At 70.6% G+C, this 17354-nt stretch carries 16 protein-coding genes; 10 read left to right on the top strand and 6 right to left on the bottom strand.

The genetic code is table 11. The annotated features are described in order from the left end of the window. Positions 1-8: 8 nt before the first annotated feature. From EG812_RS05105 to EG812_RS05095, 3 genes are all read right to left on the bottom strand, one after another. Complete coding sequence (locus EG812_RS05105; protein WP_158632481.1) at positions 9-746, bottom strand: maleylpyruvate isomerase family mycothiol-dependent enzyme; 738 nt, start codon at positions 744-746, stop codon at positions 9-11. A gap of 130 nt (positions 747-876) precedes the next feature. Then, complete coding sequence (locus EG812_RS05100; protein ID WP_013734219.1) at positions 877-1308, bottom strand: VOC family protein; 432 nt, start codon at positions 1306-1308, stop codon at positions 877-879. 41 nt (positions 1309-1349) lie between these two features. Continuing rightward, complete coding sequence (locus EG812_RS05095) at positions 1350-1781, bottom strand: helix-turn-helix transcriptional regulator (protein WP_043721121.1); 432 nt, start codon at positions 1779-1781, stop codon at positions 1350-1352. A gap of 151 nt (positions 1782-1932) precedes the next feature. Here EG812_RS05095 and EG812_RS05090 point away from each other — a divergent pair, with 151 nt between their 5' ends. From EG812_RS05090 to EG812_RS05060, 7 genes are all read left to right on the top strand, one after another. Continuing rightward, positions 1933-3177, top strand: coding sequence for a PucR family transcriptional regulator (locus EG812_RS05090; RefSeq protein WP_086011286.1), 1245 nt, complete (start codon positions 1933-1935; stop codon positions 3175-3177). A 116-nt stretch (positions 3178-3293) separates the two neighbouring features. Then, positions 3294-4127 (top strand): carbohydrate ABC transporter permease, encoded by an 834-nt coding sequence (locus tag EG812_RS05085; protein ID WP_013734222.1) that lies wholly within the window; start codon positions 3294-3296, stop codon positions 4125-4127. Continuing rightward, positions 4124-5404: an ABC transporter substrate-binding protein gene (locus tag EG812_RS05080; RefSeq protein WP_126710861.1), complete on the top strand. Its 1281-nt coding sequence runs from the start codon at positions 4124-4126 to the stop codon at positions 5402-5404. The genes EG812_RS05085 and EG812_RS05080 overlap by 4 nt, the downstream gene beginning before the upstream one ends. Next, the gene (locus EG812_RS05075) at positions 5401-6399 is read left to right on the top strand and encodes an ABC transporter ATP-binding protein (RefSeq protein ID WP_126710860.1); all 999 of its coding nucleotides are present in this window, start codon (positions 5401-5403) and stop codon (positions 6397-6399) included. The genes EG812_RS05080 and EG812_RS05075 overlap by 4 nt, the downstream gene beginning before the upstream one ends. Next, positions 6396-7271, top strand: coding sequence for a carbohydrate ABC transporter permease (locus EG812_RS05070; protein WP_102657338.1), 876 nt, complete (start codon positions 6396-6398; stop codon positions 7269-7271). Before EG812_RS05075 ends, EG812_RS05070 begins: the two co-directional genes overlap by 4 nt. Positions 7272-7288: 17 nt before the next feature. Further along, complete coding sequence (locus EG812_RS05065) at positions 7289-7759, top strand: hypothetical protein (RefSeq protein ID WP_013734226.1); 471 nt, start codon at positions 7289-7291, stop codon at positions 7757-7759. A gap of 122 nt (positions 7760-7881) precedes the next feature. After that, a complete protein-coding gene (locus EG812_RS05060; RefSeq protein WP_126710859.1) occupies positions 7882-10263 on the top strand; it encodes a WD40/YVTN/BNR-like repeat-containing protein in 2382 nt (793 codons plus the stop codon). Positions 10264-10430: 167 nt separating this feature from the next. On the opposite strand, the gene pdxY is transcribed toward EG812_RS05060, so the two are convergent. The 3 genes from pdxY to EG812_RS05045 form a co-directional block, all read right to left on the bottom strand. Then, the gene (pdxY, locus tag EG812_RS05055) at positions 10431-11282 is read right to left on the bottom strand and encodes a pyridoxal kinase PdxY (RefSeq protein WP_013734228.1); all 852 of its coding nucleotides are present in this window, start codon (positions 11280-11282) and stop codon (positions 10431-10433) included. Positions 11283-11420: 138 nt separating this feature from the next. Further along, complete coding sequence (locus EG812_RS05050; protein WP_126710858.1) at positions 11421-12053, bottom strand: hypothetical protein; 633 nt, start codon at positions 12051-12053, stop codon at positions 11421-11423. A gap of 25 nt (positions 12054-12078) precedes the next feature. After that, complete coding sequence (locus EG812_RS05045) at positions 12079-14835, bottom strand: M14 family metallopeptidase (RefSeq protein ID WP_126710857.1); 2757 nt, start codon at positions 14833-14835, stop codon at positions 12079-12081. 318 nt (positions 14836-15153) lie between these two features. On the opposite strand from EG812_RS05045, the gene EG812_RS05040 reads away from it, so the two are divergent. From EG812_RS05040 to EG812_RS05030, 3 genes are all read left to right on the top strand, one after another. Then, positions 15154-15471, top strand: a complete 318-nt coding sequence (locus EG812_RS05040; protein ID WP_126710856.1) for a hypothetical protein — start codon at positions 15154-15156, stop codon at positions 15469-15471. 105 nt (positions 15472-15576) lie between these two features. Then, the gene (locus tag EG812_RS05035) at positions 15577-16056 is read left to right on the top strand and encodes a hypothetical protein (RefSeq protein ID WP_126710855.1); all 480 of its coding nucleotides are present in this window, start codon (positions 15577-15579) and stop codon (positions 16054-16056) included. 77 nt (positions 16057-16133) lie between these two features. After that, on the top strand, positions 16134-17342 hold the full coding sequence (locus EG812_RS05030; protein WP_233579412.1) for an MFS transporter: 1209 nt from the start codon (positions 16134-16136) through the stop codon (positions 17340-17342). The last annotated feature ends 12 nt before the right edge of the window (positions 17343-17354 follow it).

The following is a 17354-nucleotide window of genomic DNA, read 5'->3' as shown; positions in this document are numbered from 1 at the left end:
GGCGCTGCTCACCGCGCTCCGGGCGCCCCGGCGTCGCGGGATCGTCGGTCTCGTGGTGGCGGGCTGGCGAGCACCCGCAGTGGTGCCATCAGGCGGCGGATCGTCCCCGGCCGGGTCCGGTCCCGCACCCGCGTGCGCAGCAACGCCAGCCCGTCGCCCTCCAGGTGGTCGAAGGCCCACGGCCGGCCACCGATGCCGAGCAACAGGGCTTCGGCGCGACCGCGTACCACCGGTCCGCTGCCGTGCGTCCATCCGGTGTCGGTCGCCTCCAGTCGCAGACCGTGCAGCCGGTCGCCCATCGTGTACCCGGGTGACGGCCGGTCGGTCAGGTGACGGAACGCCACCCGGAGCCGTTCCTCCGGGATGTCGCGGGCAATGTTCAGGGGAACCCGCATGTCCAGGTCGTGCAGCAGCACGTCGGTCAGGACCGGGTCATAGCCGGAGCGCGGGATGGTGGTACGGGAGGCGGCGTGCCGCCGCAGCGTCGCCACGATCTCCTCGACCGGTAGGCGGGCGGCACGACGGGTCAACCGGAGGTTGAACCTGTCGAAATCGGCGCCGGTGGTGACGATCGCGGCGTAGATCTTCAGTTGGCCGAAGCGCAGGTAGGTGGTGAGGTGGGCGGCGACGTCGTGGACCGTCCAGCCAGCACAGAGACTCGGCTGGCGCAGTTGTTCGGCCGTCAGCCCGTCCAGGAGGTCGGCGGCCCGGTGCCGCTCGTCGACGATCATGTCGAACACCCGCATGTCGGACAGCGTATTGAGGTCGACCGCGCTCGGCATCCGCGCGCGTGCCGTCCTGACCGGTGGCGACCCACCCCGCCCGACGGCACGGATCGCCGGGCGAGGCAGCAAGGCGGCAGGCGACGGGCGCCGGTCAGTCGAAGTCGGCCGGGCTGAACTCCTTGTGCTCGACCAGGACCAGCCAGTTGCCGGAGTTGTCGCGGGCCACGGCCTCCACCCCGTACGGGCGGTCCGCCGGCTCCTGGAGGAACTCCACGCCCTTGGCCCGCAGGTCGTCGTAGGTCTTGCGGCAGTCGTCGACGGCCAGCCCGAGGGCGAACAGACTCCCCTCGTCACGCGCCCGGGCGAACAACTCGGCCACCTCCGGCGACAGCGGTGGCCCGGGAAGTTGCAGGTGCACCTCCAACTCCGGTTGGCCGGGGTGGCCGACGGTGCACCAGCGGTAGGAGCCGTCGCCGATGGTGATGTCGGTGCGCTCGACGAAGCCGAGCACGTCGATGTAGAACGCCTTGGCGGCGTCGATGTCCTTGACGAAAACGCTGGTCAGCGAGACGTTCGTAATCATGGGAGCCAGGCTAGGCCCGGTCGACGCGGGGGCGGCTTCTCCTAGCTTGCGGCGTCGTCGCGTCGCTCGGCGAGCCCCCACATGAACACGAAACAGCCCGGGATGTGCGGGGTGCCGGCCTGCGCCCAACGGCGCTGAAACTCGCTTGGTGACTCGCCGACGAGTTCGCGGAACCGGCTGCTGAACGAGCCGAGGCTGGCGAAGCCGACCGCGTAACAGACCTCGGTCACGGTGAGGTTGGTGGCCCGCAACAGGTCCTGGGCCCGCTCGATGCGCCGTTGCGACAGGTACGCGGCCGGCGAGAGCCCGTACGTGATGGTGAACAGTCGATGGAAGTGATATTTGCTGATGCCGGCGACGGCCGCGACGGCGGCGAGGTCCAACGCCTCGGTGTAGTGGCGGTCCATGTGATCGCGTGCCCGTCGCAGGTGAACCCGCAGGTCGCCGGGAGCACGGCTCGGTGGTCGGCTCATCACGGGCCAGCTTATGTGACAGGCAACGCGAGAATGATCCGCATGACTGTAACGAACCAGCCTGGTCGTACGCCTATCCCGGGTGTAGACAGGATTCCGATCATGGCGGCGGCGCGCGGGGCGGTTCTGCCGCCCGCCAGGGATCCACAACATGAGAGGGGGGCTGGTGCGGGGCGAACTGCAACGCATCGTCGACGCCGTCGCCGCCCACGCCGGACGTCCCGCACTGATCGAGGACCGTCGGCAACGGGTCGTCGTGTACAGCGAGCAGAACGGGCTGACCGACGAGGTCCGCCGGGCATCGATCCTGCGCCGGCAGAGCAGCCCGGAGGTCGTCGCCTGGGTACGTGACCTCGGCCTGGCCGACGCACGCGGGCCGGTACGCACTCCTGCCCGGCCGGACCTCGGCATGCTGCCCCGGTTGTGCGTGCCGGTACGGCACCACGAACTGCTGCTCGGCTACGTCTGGTTCATCGATCCCGACGGCACCATGACCGACGTCGACCTGACCGCCACGGGGCTGCTCAAGGAACTCTCCCTGGCGCTGTACCGGGAGAACCTGCTCGGCGAACTGGCCGCGCAACGGGAGACCGAGGCGGCCCGTACGCTGCTCGCCGACAGCCCGGAGACCCGTGACCAGGCGGCCCGTGCCCTGCTGGAGGCGGGGATGATCGCCGCCGACGGGCCCCGGACGGCGCTTGTGGCACGGCTTGTCGCACCCGCGCAGCGGCAGCCGGACGAGTTGGCCCGGATCGCGCTGGAACAGGCGCTGGTGGCCGCCCGCCGACGGGCCGGCATCAGGGAGGCCCTGCATCTGATCCGCCACGACCACGGCATACTGCTGCTACCGGCCGAGCCGGTCGCCGGACGGCCCGCGCCCGAGATCGCCGCCCGCCAACTCGACGAGGACCTGCAACACGTCACCCGCGCACTCGGCTCGGTGGAACGTACCGTGGTCGGTGTCGGTCAGACGCGGGCGCGGCTGGCTGACGCCGCCGAGTCGTACGTCGAGGCTCTGCACGCGGCACGGGTCGGTGCGCAACTGCCGGCGCTGGGCCGGGTCGTCTTCTGGTCCGGCCTGGGCAGCTACCGGGCGCTGGCCCGACTCGGCGACCAGCAGCTCACGGTGGCCGACGTGCATCCCGGCCTGGCCCGGCTGCTGGCCACCCCGGGCAGTCAGGTCCTGCTGACCACACTCGAGCGGTACCTGGACCAAGCCGGCAACGCGCACGCCACGGCCGCCCGGCTGCGGCTGCACCGCACCACCCTCTACTACCGACTGCAACGGATCGAGGAACTCGCCGACACCGACCTCAAGGACGGCGACGAGCGGCTCTGCCTGCATCTGGGGCTCAAGCTGGCCCGCCTGACCGGGCAGCATCGGCCCGAGGAGTAGACCATCTGCGACACACGTAGCAACCCCGCTCCGAGATCTTCGACAGGTGCCCGATGACCGATGGCGGGCCGATCCCTAGGTTCGGCCGAGGGGTCCGGAAAGCAGGGGGTGGCGCGGTGATCGGGCGATGGCTCGGGCGGTTCGTCGTGCCCGCCATCTTCGCGGCGATCTTCGTCGCACCACTGTGGTTCATGCTGGTCGGCTCGCTGCGACCGGCCGGTTCCCCACCGCCACGCACCCTGGAACTGTGGCCGGCCGATCCCACCACCGCCGCGTACACCCGGTTGCCGGAACTGGTGCCGCTGGCCCGGTACCTGGCCAACTCGGCGCTGGTGGTGGCGCTGGCCGTACCGCTGACCGTGCTGGTGGCCGCGCTGACCGGATTCGGGCTGCGGCTGCTGTCCGGGACCGCGCGCCGCCGGGCACTGCTCGCGCTGCTGGTCGTGCTGCTGGTGCCGGTCACCGCCGTGTGGGCCACCCGGTTCGAGGTGTTCCGGCTCTTCGGCGCGGTCGACACGTACCTCCCGCTGCTGGCGCCGGCGGCGCTGGCCGTCAGCCCGTTCCTGATCCTGCTGTACGCCTGGAGCTTCGGCGGCATCCCGGACAGCCAGTTGCAGGCCGCCCGGCTGGAGGGCGCCGGGTGGCTGACCATCTGGCGACGGCTGGCGATGCCGCAGGTCAAACCGGCGACGCTGGCCGTGGCGGTGCTCGCCTTCACCTTCCACTGGTCCAACTTCATCGACCCGCTGCTCTATCTGACCAGCGGCGACCGCTACACCTGGCCGTTGGGGCTGCGGTTCCTGCTGCTGCTCAACCCGACGGACTGGCCGCTGCTGATGGCCGGCAGCGTGATCGCCACCGCGCCGTGCGTACTGGTGTTTCTGCTCGCCCAGCGGGTCCTGCTGGCCGACGATCCACTGGCGGCGCTTCGCTCGAAAGGAAGCCGATGACCTCCCTCTGGCGGCGCGCCTGCGCCACCCTGCTGACGGTGCTGCTGGTCGGCACCGGATGCTCGTCCGGTGACAAGGCGACGGACGACGACGGCATCACCGTGGTGCTGTTCGGTGACGCCGAGGAGATCGCCGGCTATCGGGACCTGGTCGCCGGCTTCACCACCGCCCACCCCGACATCCCGGTCACCCTCTCCCCCGTGGCCACCCAGGACGAACTGATGGCGCGGTTGACCACCTCGTTCGCCGGGGGCCAGCCGCCGGACGTGTTCCTGCTCAACTACCGCCGCTACGGCCAGTTCGCCGCGCAGGGGGTGATCGAGCCGGTGCAGTCGTACCTGGACTCCAGCGAGGAGATCCGGGAGAGCGACTTCAGCCCGCGGGCCCTGGACGCCTTCCGGTTCGACGGTCGGGAGTTGACCTGCCTGCCGCAGAACCTGTCCTCGCTCGTCGTCTACTACAACGTCGACCTGTTCACCGCCGCCGGCATTCCCGCCCCGACCGCGGGTTGGACCTGGGACGACTTCCTCGCCGCGGCGAAGGCGTTGACCCGCGACGGCCGGTACGGCGTCGGTGTCGACCCGTCGCTGCCCCGGCTCGCCCCGTTCGTCTGGTCCAACGGTGGTGAGCTGGTCGACGATCCGGACAAGCCGAACCGGTTGACCCTCACCGACAACCCGTCCTCCCGGGCGGCCGTCGACTGGTTCCTCGACCTCCAGTCGCGCCACGGGGTGGTGCCGCCGGACGCCGAGGAGCAGAGCGAGTCCAGTGAGGCCCGGTTCCTGCGCGGCACCCTCGGCATGTACCTCAACAGCCGGGTCGCCGTGCCCACCCTGCGCACCATCACCGACTTCACCTGGGACGTCGCGCCGCTGCCGGTGGCACCGGGCGGGAGGCCGGCGTCGATCCTGCACAGCGACGCGTACTGCATGAGCGCCGGCCTGGCCGACCACGGCCCGGCGTGGCGCTTCATCGAGTACGCGATGGGCGACGCCGGGCAGCGCACCCTCGCCGAGTCGGGTCGTACGGTGCCGTCGCGGCTGGAGGTGGCGAACTCCCCCGCCTTCCTCGACCCGTCCAAGGCGCCCCGGTCCTCGCAGGTGTTCCTCGACGCGGAACCGTACCTGCGGGCCACCCCGCGCACCGGCAGCTGGTCGCGGGTGGAGAAGGAGGGCAACAGCCTGCTGGCCGAGGTCTTCTACGGCCGCATCGACCGGGAGGACGGGCTGCGCCAGTTGGAGGACCGGGTCCGTCCGCTGTTCTCGGTGGGCAAGTGAGAGGCGTCATCCGGCTGGAGGCACTGACCCGCTCGTACGGCGGCAGGCCCGCCGTCGACGGCGTGGACCTGGAGGTGGCGGCCGGTGAGTTGATCACGCTGGTCGGCCCGTCCGGGTCCGGCAAGTCGACGATCCTGCGGCTGATCGCCGGGCTGGACCGGCCCGACAGCGGCCGGATCCTGGTCGACGACGTCGACGTCGCGACGGTCCCGCCACCCCGGCGCGCGGTGGCGATGGTCTTCCAGGACTACGCGCTCTTTCCGCACCTGACCGTGCTGGGCAACCTCACCTTCGGGCTGCGGGTGCGCAAGGTGCGCCGGGCCGAGGCGGAGCAGCGGGCCCGGGCCGCCGCGCAGCGGCTCGGCATCGACGGCCTGCTGGACCGCTACCCCGACCAGATGTCCGGCGGCCAGCGTCAACGGGTGGCGCTGGCCCGGGCGTTGTTGCGCGACCCGAGCGTCTACCTGCTCGACGAGCCACTGGCCAGCCTGGACGGTCCGCTGCGCTTCGCCACCCGCACCGACCTGCTGGCCCTGCACCGGGAACTGCGCACCACCACCATCCACGTCACCCACGACCAGCACGAGGCGATGACCCTCGGCGACCGGGTGGTGGTGCTGGCCGACGGGCAGATCCGCCAGGTCGGCCCACCCCAGCAGGTGTACGACGAGCCGGCCGACACGTTCGTCGCCGGGTTCCTCGGCAGCCCGCCGATGAACCTGGTACCCGGCGGCGGAGTGCTCGGCGGCGACGCCACCCTGACCATCGGCGTACGGCCGGAGGATCTGGCCCTCGACGACGCCGGGCCGGTCACCGCCACCGTCGAGGCGGTGGAGTCGCTGGGCAGCGAGGCGAACCTGTCGACCCGCTGCCCGGACGGCACCCGGCTGATCGTGCGCACCGGCCCTCGCCCCGGCGTGGCTGGCGGAGACGAGGTGCGGCTGCGCGCCGATCGGCTGCACCGGTTCGACGCGACCACCGGCCGACGACGATGAGCCGTCCCCGACGGCCCCTGACCGGTTGGGCGTTCCTCGCCCCGTACGCCATCGCGGTGGCGCTGCTGGTCGCGGTGCCGGCGCTGCTCAACCTCGGGTACGCGTTCACCGACCACACGGGCCTGACCCGGGATCCGCAGTTCATCGGGCTGGACAACATCCGTCGGATGCTCGACGACCGGTTCCTGCTCGACAGCATGGAAGCCTCCCTGTTCCACGTGGCGCTCGCCGTGCCGGTACGGTTCGTCGCCGCGGTGGGGCTCGGTCTGCTGCTCGCCGCTCCCCGTCCGGGCGGACGCTGGTTCCGCACCGCCGTCTACCTGCCCACCGTCATCCCCGACGTGGCCCTGGCGGTGCTGTTCCTGTGGGTGCTCAACCCGTTGTACGGGCCGCTGAACCAGCTTCTCGGGCTGTTCGGTCACCAGGGCTACAACTGGCTCGCCGACCCGACCACCGCCCGCATCGGGGTGGTGTTGATGCTGGCCTTCCCCATCGGTGAGGGCTTCGTGGTGGTGCTCGCCGCCCGCCGGCTGCTCAACGGCCGGCTGTACGAGGCGGCGGCGTTGGAGGGCTGCGGCCCGTTCGGTCAGCTGCGGCGGCTCACCCTGCCGTTGCTCGCCCCGGTGCTGGTGCTGCTGGCGGTACGGGACATCATCCTCACCCTCCAGGTCAACTTCGTGCCGGCGTACGTGCTCACCGACGGTCGACCCGCAAACGCCACCCTGTACCTGCCGGTGTACATCTTCGACCAGGTCTTCGAGTTCTCCGGCTTCGCGTACGGCTCACTCGTCACCATCCTGTTGATGCTGATCACTGCCGTGATCATCATCGTGCTGCTGCTGGCCGTACGACGCTGGCGGGTGCTGCGATGAGCTGGCATCCTGCTGCGATGAGATTGCGGGTACTGGCCGCCACCGTCGTCGTCCTCCCGCTGCTGGCCGCCTGTGGTGACGGCTCGGCGGCACCGTCCGGCGGCGGGCGTGACCTGTTGGCGAATCTGCCCAGCTGCGACCGGGTGCCGATCGACGACGACCCGGAGGTCGACGCCGACGTGCCGGGTCTGGCCCTGCCCGAGGGTTCGCGGGTCACCGCCGTGGTGCAGCAGGGCGTGCTGACCACCGTGGAGGCGACTCTGCGGATGTCTCCACTGGACGTTCGCGCGCACTACGAGCAGCGCACGGACATCGACGTGCTGCGCGTGGAGGACGAGATCTTCGAGACCGAGGTGTTGGCCCGGACCGAGGCCCGGCGGATGTACCTGCGTGCCTCGGCTCTGTGTGCCGACGGCTCCAGCCTGACCGTCGTGGTGGGGCCGGACTCCGAGGACGCCGGTCTGCCCGAGTTCCGCAGCGGCGGATGACGTCCCTACATCTGTCCTAACCGGACGGGGTGTTCTCCCGACAGATGCTCGGTGACGTGCATCGACCAGCGATCTAGCGTGCGCAGGAAGGACCGTTCGCGTCCGGATCAGGAGAAACCCCCATGAGACTTACGTCTGCGAGACGCTATCGCGGACTGGCGGCGACAGCTGTGGTCGGGCTGCTCGCCACGGTCGCGTTGGCCGCGTCGTCCAGCCCACCCCCCGCTGCGCCGTCGCTGGCCACCAACCTGCCCACCGGCCCGATGGAGGTGCCGGACGAGTGGATGACCGCCCAGCGGTTGAGTGACGGCAGCACCAGCCTGTCGGTCACCAAGTACGCAAACGCCCGGAGCCAGGCCAACCAGCTCGCCGTCCGCACCAAGAACAGCTACCGCAAGCTCGGCGACCAGAAGTGGGACTTCTTCGGGCCGCTGAACATCGGTGGCCGGGTCGTCGACATCGCCATCGACCCGCAGGTGCCGGACCAGCTGTTCATCGCCGCCGCCTCCGGTGGCGTGTGGAAGTCCAGCGACGCCGGCAACGTCTTCACCCCGGCCTGGCCGGACGACTGGGCCCAGCCCATCGGTGCGCTGGCCATGACCAGCGACGGCGTCCTGTTCGCCGGCAGCGGTGAGGCGCAGCCCGGCGGCGGTTCGATCACCTTCGGCGGTGACGGCATCTACCGCTCCACCGACCGCGGTGAGTCCTGGAAGCGGGTCGGTCTGACCGACAGCCACGCCATCGGCCGGCTCGCCATCGACCCGACCAACGAGGACCGGATCTTCGCGGCGGCCAGCGGCAACCTCTTCGTCCCCGGCGGCGAGCGCGGCGTCTACCTCAGCGAGAACGGCGGTGACAGCTGGCGGCAGGTGCTCGCCCCGCCGAACCCCAGAACCGGCGCCACCGAGGTCATCATCGACCCGAGCAACCCCGACCGGGTGTACGCCGCGATGTGGGACCACCTGCGGGAGCCGCACCAGCGCACCTACGGTGGCCCCGGTTCCAGCCTCTGGCGCTCCGACGACGGCGGCGAGACCTGGCAGCGGATGACCAACGGGCTGCCCACCGACGCCGACCAGGGCCGCTGGGGCCTGGCCGTGGCGCCCAACAACCCGCAGCGCCTCTACGCGTACGTGGGCACCGCCATCGGCCCGTTCCGGGCCTTCTACCGCTCGGACAACGGCGGCGACACCTGGACGCAGATGCCGATCAGCACCAACCAGGCGTCGCAGTCGACGTTCAGCTGGTGGTTCGGCAAGATCTGGGTCGACCCGGCCAACGCCGACCACCTGTTCCTGATGGGTGTGAACCTGATGCGCTCCACCAACGGCGCGCAGAGCTTCTCGTCCGTGGGCGGCGTGCACGCCGACCAGCACGTCATGCGCTGGGACTCGAAGGTGCCGGGCCGGGTCTACCTCGGCAACGACGGTGGCCTCTACCGTTCCGAGGAGAACGGTGCCCGCGCCTGGGTGAAGGCCACCGACGAGCGGTACACGCAGTTCTACACGGTCGATGTGGCGGAGACCGACCCGACCCTCAAGGTCGCCGGCGCCCAGGACAACGGCTGCAACCGCGGCTACAACGGCCGCCTCGGCCCGTGGAACGCCATCGGCTGTGGTGACGGTCTGCAGACCATCATCCACCCGGAGAACCCGAACATCGTCTTCGGGTGCAGCCAGTACGGTGCCTGCTACCGCTCGGAGAACGCCGGCGGCACGCCGCGGCAGAACATCGGTACCGGCCAGACCACCTCGCAGCGGCGCAACTGGCTCACCCCGCTGCTGTTCGACCCGAACGACCCGAACGTCATGTACTACGCCGGCAACATCGTGAACCGGTCGACGGACAACGGTCGTACCTGGACCCCGATCAGCCCCGACCTGACCAACGGTGGCCCGAACGACCCGTCCGGCTACCCGTGGGGCACGATCACCACGGTCGCCGTCGCGCCCAGTGACAGCAACACCCTGTACGTGGGCACCGACGAGGGCAAGGTCTGGTGGACCCGTGACCTCGGCGCCACCTGGAACGAGGTCGACCAGGCCAAGCTGCCGGGCACCTGGGTCACCCGGATCGCGGTCAACCCGAAGGACGCCAACATCGCGTACGCGACCTTCTCCGCCTTCCGTTCGGGTAGCAACCGGGCACACGTGCTGATGACCCGCGACGGTGGGCAGACCTGGATCAACATCGGGCAGGGCCTGCCCGATGCGCCGGTCAACTCGATCGTCCCGACCGCCGACGGTCTGCTGGTGGTCGGCACCGACGTCGGTGTCTTCCTCTCCGCCTGGAACGGCGGGGAGTGGGCCGCCCTCGGCAAGAACCTGCCGCAGGCTCCGGTGATGTACCTGCGTTACCACGAGCCAAGCCGGCAGCTGACCGCCGCCACCTTCGGCCGCGGCATCTACGACGTGACCGTGCCGCGTTGCCCGGCCTCGTCGACCAAGCTGCCGCTGAAGAACCCGGGTGTCGGCGTGGTGGGCGTGCTGAACTCCTGCCGCTAGGTGTTGATCGGCCGCCACCGACCGGACCTGTTCCGCCGGGGTGACCACCACCCGGCTGGGTCGGGCGGTGGCGGTCCGCCCGCTTGATCGTTCGGAGGCCACCTCCCATCCCTGGAGGTGGCCTCCGGCGTGAGCAGCGCCGGTGCGACCTGTGCGGCGCGGCCGGTCTAGCGCAGGCGGCGGGCCGGGAACCGGTTCGGCGGGTGGGCGATCGCCTCCTGGGCGGCGATCAGCTGGAGTTCGCGGGTGCCGGCGGCCAGGGTCGCCTCCAGCACGGCGAAGATCGAGGCGGTGGTCCGTTCCAGCGCGATGGCCGGCGAGCCGCTGATCCGAAGGTGCGCGAGGTAGAGCGCGGCGGTGACGTCGCCGCCGCCGTTCGGGTTGATCGGCAGCAGCGGGGTGGTCACCGCCCAGGCGCCCTCGTCGGAGACCGCCACCACGTCCAGCGATCCCGCCGGTACGGCACCGTGCAGCACGCTGGTGACCAGGACGTGCCGTGGCCCGCTCGCCCGGACGATGTCGACGGCGGCCAGCAGATCCACCACCGAGTCGGTCCGACGGCCGGCGAGGAACTCCAACTCGAACTGGTTCGGGGTGACGATGTCGGCTCGGGGCACCACCACGTCGCGCAGGTACTCCGGGATGCCCGGCCGGACGAACATGCCCCGGCCCACGTCACCCATGACCGGGTCGCAGCAGTAGACGGCGTCCGGGTTGGCGGTCTTGACCAGGCTCACCGCGTCGAGGATCACCGCGCCCATCGCCGGGTCGCCCTGGTAGCCGGAGAGGATCGCGTCGGCGTCGCCGAGGACGCCCCGGTCGGCGATGCCGGCGATCACCTCGGCGACGTCGGCCGGGGCCAGCAGCGGCCCGCGCCACGCGCCGTACCCGGTGTGGTTGGAGAAGTGCACGGTCAGTACCGGCCAGACCTCGTGCCCGAGTCGTTGCAGCGGAAACACGGCGGCGGAGTTGCCGACGTAGCCGTAGGCGACCGAGGACTGGATGGACAGGATTTTCACCGTCTCATCATGGCGGGCGCTGCTGCGGGCCGCGTCGGGACCCGGGCGAAGCTGTCTCGATGTCGGCCGTACGGCACCGGCGGTGTCGCAGCACCGGGGTGCGGGCCACCCGTCGGGGTGGCCCGCACCGTCGGTTTCTTACTCGAACAGGGACAGGGTCAGCGTCGAGGTGTACGCACCAGCCTCGACATCCGCCGGAGTCCGCAGGAACAGATCCGCATCAACCGTGTACTCGCCAGGAGTCACCGCACCCGAATCGAAGGTCGAGACCAGCAGTTCCTGGTCCACCAGACCCACGTTGTTACCCGGCTGCGTCGGCTCGTCCAACACCGTGACGACCTCTTCACCCTCACTGACCAGACCGGTGTCCCCACCATCGATCAGCTTCGGCTTCCAACCCAGGTGACCGGCACCGATCGGCGCCTGATCCGCGTCACCGACGAAATCGGTCGCGCTACCCAGCACCGCCCACGCGGCACCCTCGGGCACCTCGTCGGCCGTACGGGTGTCGGTGACCGTCACCGTCGGCAGGTTGCCGGTGAACTGGCGGACCAGCAGCGTCGACCCGTCCTCCGACAACAACACCGAATCGGCGGCCACCGTCATCGCCAGGACACCCGGCTCCCGAATCTCCTCGATCTCGACGGTCACCTCCACCCCGGCCTCGTCACCCGGCTCAGCGAAGGCAGGCGAACCCACCGCCACCACCCCGGCCAGCAGGGCACCGGACGCACCGGCGGCCAGCAGCCGCTTACGACTCCATGTGTTCATCAATTTCTCCGTCGTCGCTTGTCAGTTACTGGGCGGGCCGCGGGTCGGCGCAGTTGACGGCCGCGTACTCCCCGGTGACGGTGGTGGTCACCGTCTCGCCGCCGAGCGTGCCGGTGGCGTGAGCCGAAGCGGAGCCGGCCGAGACCGTGCCGGCCCGGGTGTTGAACTGCTGGAAGGTGCTCGCGCCCGGCGCGACGTTGACGGCGGCCTTGGTGCCGTAGGTGCTCTCCAGGGAGATGCTGACCGCCGCGTCGTTCTGGTTGTGCGCCTGCACCGCGACGTACGCCTTGCCGGCCACACACCGCACCTGGGTGGTCACCGTGACCCGCAGTGCCTCCGGGTCCCAGGCCTTCGTCGTGTTGTGGTTGGTGCCGGTGCCGTCGGGCACGTAGCCGTTCTCGACGTTGCCCTTCGAGTCCACCGAGAACCAGTTCACGGTGGTGCCGTTCGGCAGGGTCAGGGTCTCCCCGCCCTCCCGGACGCCGGCCGAGCCGTAGAGGGTCGACTCCAGAGTGGGCCGGCTGCCGTCGACGGTGTAGAAGACCGCCGCCGGCTCGCTGGTGTCGAAGGTGACGTCGACCATGCCGGGCGTGGCGCTCGGCTCGACGGTGATCGTGCTGGTCGGTGCCGCCGTGTCGGTGTCGTAGTCGCGGGCGACCCGCAGCATCTCGACCAGACCGTTGGAGAACTCCATGGTCTCTTCCTTGGCCGATGCCCACGCCGGCTGGAAGGACGTGCCGACCTCGAAGTTCCAGGCGTAGATGCCGTACTTGTACCAGAGCATGTCACCGGAGTTGCCGGCCGCCGAGTAGAGCACGTCGGCGATCGGGCCGGTCCGCGCCGGGGTGACGGCCAGGTTGCGGTGCCGCTTGATGGCGGTGAGGATCCGCGACGAGGCACCCCAGAACAGCGACTCCTCGGCCAGCGTCGGCCGCGGCGCCGAGATCCGGCCCGGGGTCGCGTAGGCGCCGGGCGACCACATGAAGTAGTTGCCCGAGGAGTGCAGGTTCATCGAGAACTTGATGTTGCCCCGAGAGGCCAGCCAGTCGACGTTCTTGTTCTCCGGCTCCGACAGCTCGCTCGGCCCGGCGTACGTGCCGCTGGTGCAGCTGGCCGAGGCGCCCGAGTAGCCGTCGAAGAGGCTGTACTCGGTGTAGTTGCGGTTGTTGTCCACACCCCAGGAGGTACGGCCGAGGAAGTCCCCGTTCGTCTCCGGCGTGCAGTGGTTGGTCATGTTCTTACGCTGCGAGTTGAAGTCGTAGAACGAGTAGTGCCCGCCGTCCGGGTTGATCGACGGCGCGATCCAGATGTCCAGGTTGTCGATCAGATCGCGGGTGTTGGCGTCGTTCTCGTAGTTGCGCAGCAGCCGCTCGGCGGTCTCGATGGTCACCAGCGGCGGCACCCACTCACGGGCGTGTTCCTGGGCGTAGGCCAGGACGCCGAGCTTGGAGCCGTCGCGGTGCTTGCCGATCCGGATGGCGTAGACGGAGTGCGGCTCGCGGGAGACCGACTCCGGCGCGGAGAGGCCGTCCGACAGCTTGGTCGGCGCGGCCGGCGCGACCACACCGGCGCCCTCGTTACCCCGATAGGTGTACGCCTTGAGCAGCGTGCCCGCCTCCGCGTTGAGCGCGGCGGCGACCTGCGCGGCGGTGCTGGTGACCGCGCCGGAGGCGTCGGTGGCCAGGCTGACCCGCACGTCGTTGCCGGTGACGGTCACCGTCAGCGCCGAGTCGGCGGCACCGGGGTTGACCAGTTCGACCGAGATGTCGTTGCCACCCTCGTGGCCCCAGGCCAGCGAGTCGACGCCGACCCGGTTGGCGTTGGCGCTGCCGAGCACGGCCTGTGCCTTGCGCCGGTAGCCGTTGGTCTTGTGCGGCAGCTCGACGATCTCGGAGATGGCCGGGTACTGCGCGGCCAGGGTGTGGATCCGGTCGTACAGCTCCGTGGGGGTCAGGTAGCTGTTGACGAAGTCCTTCTGGTAGCCCGGGCCCTCGGGAGCGTCACCGGAGATCGGCAGCCACTCCTTGACCTTGGCCACCGCGATGTCACCGGTGGGGCTGGTGATCTGCACGTACTCCGGCTTGCTCGTCACGTTCGACGCGCCCCGGTGGTACATGTAGACCCCGGCGTCGACGAAGCGGGTGATGTTCTGCGTACCGCCGGAGCCCATCTCGGTGCCCGGCCCGCTGTCCCGCTGGACGGTGAGGGCGTTGTTGGCGTTCTGACCCTGCGCCCACTTCGCCTCCACCGACAGCACCTGGCTGGTGCCGTTGGTGTAGTAGTCAGCACGGATGATCTTGACGTCGGAGGCGGCGGCGCGAGCGGCAAACCCGGCGCCCTCCATGAACTCCTCGTTCTCGGCCAGGTGCGCGGCGATGGTCGCCTCGCGCTCGGCGATTCGCGCCGCGGAGTCGGACGGGGTGTGCAGCACCTCGCCGAAGGTGAATCCGGCGGCGGTCAGAGCGGCCACCTCGTTACCGGTCACCACCGCGTGGACGACGATGCCGTCCTCGCTCTGGTGGACGTGGTGGTCGAGGTCGACGCCGGTGGCCACCAGCGCATCCAACTCGTCCTTGTCGGCCAGCAGCACCTCGACCACGTTGGCCTGCTCGTCGGCCAGCCGGCCGAGGTCCTCAGGCACTTCGCTGACTCCGGTGGTGGCGGTCTGTGGCACGACGGCGGCTGCCGGGTTGACCAGCAGCAGCACCGCGGTGCCGGCCGCCAGCGCGGCCGCCATGGGTACCCGGCGTCGCCACCGGGCACTGGTACGGAATTCGGACATGAGGCTCGTAGCCCCTTCTCGGTGTGCGGTGGGGGTTAGGCATGCGCCTCGGCCGCGCTCTACTCGTGCGGGCAGCGCGGCGAGGCATCCGATGTAGACGCTGCCCGCATCACCGACTACGCAGCGTCACACACCGGACCGTTAGGAGTGATCAGGTTGCGCACAACTTTCACGCTCCGAAGGTCATCTGTCAATCGTCCCGAAGTATGGGCGGGTGATCACCCCCACCTCGGCCAACCGTCCAGGGTCAAGTGTTTGACCTGCGTGCAGACTGGAGAGGCAAGAGCAAGGAAGCTTGAGTGCAAGGGGGGACCACCCGTGTCCGACAATGCCGGCAATCGGCCCAGCCACACCTATGACCGCCCGGATGAGGTGACCGATCCACTGCTGTGGCGGCTCGCCCTGGACGTCGCCGAGGCGCACGCTCCGGCGGAGGACGGCGGCTGCGCCCACCTGCTCTGCGCCGGACAGGACTGGCCCTGCGGGCCCTGGGAGCAGGCACAGCGGGCGCTCAGCCTGGCACAGGGCGGCTCGACGCAGCAGACCCGGACTGCCGAGCGGACCACCTACCCCGCGCCGTTCACGCTGCCGGGCTGGCAGGGCGAGCAGTCACGCGGCGACTCCGCCGCCGCCTGACCTTTCTTAACCCCGGATGCGCCGCTCACGGGGGCGGCGCCCCACCGCCGACAGCGCCGCTCCCGGGGCGCGAAGGGTCCGGCGTTGTCAATGTAGCGTTGACGGGTGCCTGACCCGCTGGACCGTCTCGCCGGGATACCGGCGGCCCGCGACCGCCTGGACGAGGCGGAACTGGATCTCATCGACCAGGCCCGGCAGGCCGGAGCGACCTGGCACCAGGTAGCCGGGGCGCTCGGCCTGAGCAGCCGCCAGGCCGCCGAGCAACGGCGTCAGCGGCTCGCCGCCGGCCGTCGGGCTCGCCGCGCGGCGGCCGACCGGCGCTGGCCGGGCGACGTCACCGGGTTACGCACCGCGCTCGCCGGGCTGCACCGCTGGATCGAGGCGGACCGCCGGTGGGACGGCAGGTTTCCCGGCGCCAACCTGACCCGGCACACCGTCCTGCTCGCCCTGGACGCCGAACCCGGTGCGCTCCATGATCTGGCCCGGCACGTCGCCGCCGATCTCACCGCCGCCGGGCATGAACTGCCCGGACCGGTCTGCCTCATCACCGCCGAACTGCGTGCCACCCTGTCAATGTTGCATTGACAGGGTGGCAGCAGTCTTGCCTCCACTCGACTCAGAATCGAGGCTGTGAGTCAGGTTGACTCAACCCTGGAGGCGTGGTGCGGCGCAACGCGGCCCTGTTCGTGACCATCTCCGTGTTGTCCGGTTTCGGCGGCAGCGCGATGGCGCTGGTCGCCGGCATCTGGATTCTCGACCTGACCGGGTCCAGCGGGCTCGCCGCGCTCGCCGGGCTCTGCGTGTACGCCCCCACGCTCGCCGGACCGTGGCTGGGCGCCCTGGTCGACCGGCTGCCCCGCCGAGGGCTGCTGATCGCGACGAACCTGACCCTGGCCGCCGTGCTGCCCACCTTGTTGGCGGTGCACGGTCCCGCGCAGTTGTGGCTGCTGTTCACCGTCTGCGCGGTGTACGGCGTCGCGTACGTCGTCATCGACGCCGGCGAAAGCGCCATCCTGCCGGCCGCCCTCTCCCCCGCCGAACTCGGGCACGTCAACGGTTGGCGGTCCAGCGCCCAGGAGGGGGTCAAACTCGTCGCCCCGCTGGCCGGGGCCGGCCTGTACGCCTGGCGGGGTGGACACCTCGTCGCGCTGCTCGCCGCCGTCCTGCCCCTGCTGGTGGCGGTCGGGTACGCGGCGTTACGCCTGAGCGCGACCGAGGCGACAACCGCGAGGCGACGTGGTGCCGCTCGCGCCGGTCTCGCTGTCCTGACCGGCTCGGCGTCGATCCGGCGTACGGTGGGCCTCGCCGCGACCGCGATCGGCATGCAGGCCCTCACCACCGCCGCCGGGTACGAGATCGTCACCGTCGAACTGGGCCTACCGGCGACCTTCCTCGGCGTGCTGCTCAGCGCGCAGGGCGCCGGTTCGGTCGCCGGCGGGCTGGTCGTCGGTCGGCTGATCACCCGGTTCAGCCCGACCACCGTGGCCGTCGTCGGCACGGCCCTGTTCGCGGCGAGCTGCCTGGGCCGCTGCGTACCGTGGTGGCCTGCGGTGCTCGCCGCCTCGGTGGTGGCCGGTGTCGGCCTGCCCTGGACGCTCGTCGCCGCCGTCACCGCGGTCCAGACACACAGCCCCGACGACCTGCTGGGCCGCGCCTCCGCGACCGCCAACACGATCATGTTCGGGCCGATCGCGCTGGCCACGCCGCTCGGTGCCGCCGCCGTACTGCTGGGTGCCCGCCCGCCGCTCGTCCTCGCCGCCGCCGTCTGCCTCACTGCCGCCGTGGCCATCGGCCGCCGCTCCCGGCCGGGTCGGCCCCGGTCCGGTCGGGCCGGCGCGCGGTCACCGCAGCCGGTGCCGACCGGGGCCTGAGTCGTACGGCGG

Origin of the sequence: Verrucosispora sp. FIM060022 (assembly GCF_003977705.1) — a bacterium.
Classification (GTDB): Bacteria; Actinomycetota; Actinomycetes; order Mycobacteriales; family Micromonosporaceae; genus Micromonospora; species Micromonospora gifhornensis.
The sequence above is the reverse complement of the archived record's forward strand: the minus strand, read 5'-3'. Positions and strand labels throughout refer to the sequence as shown.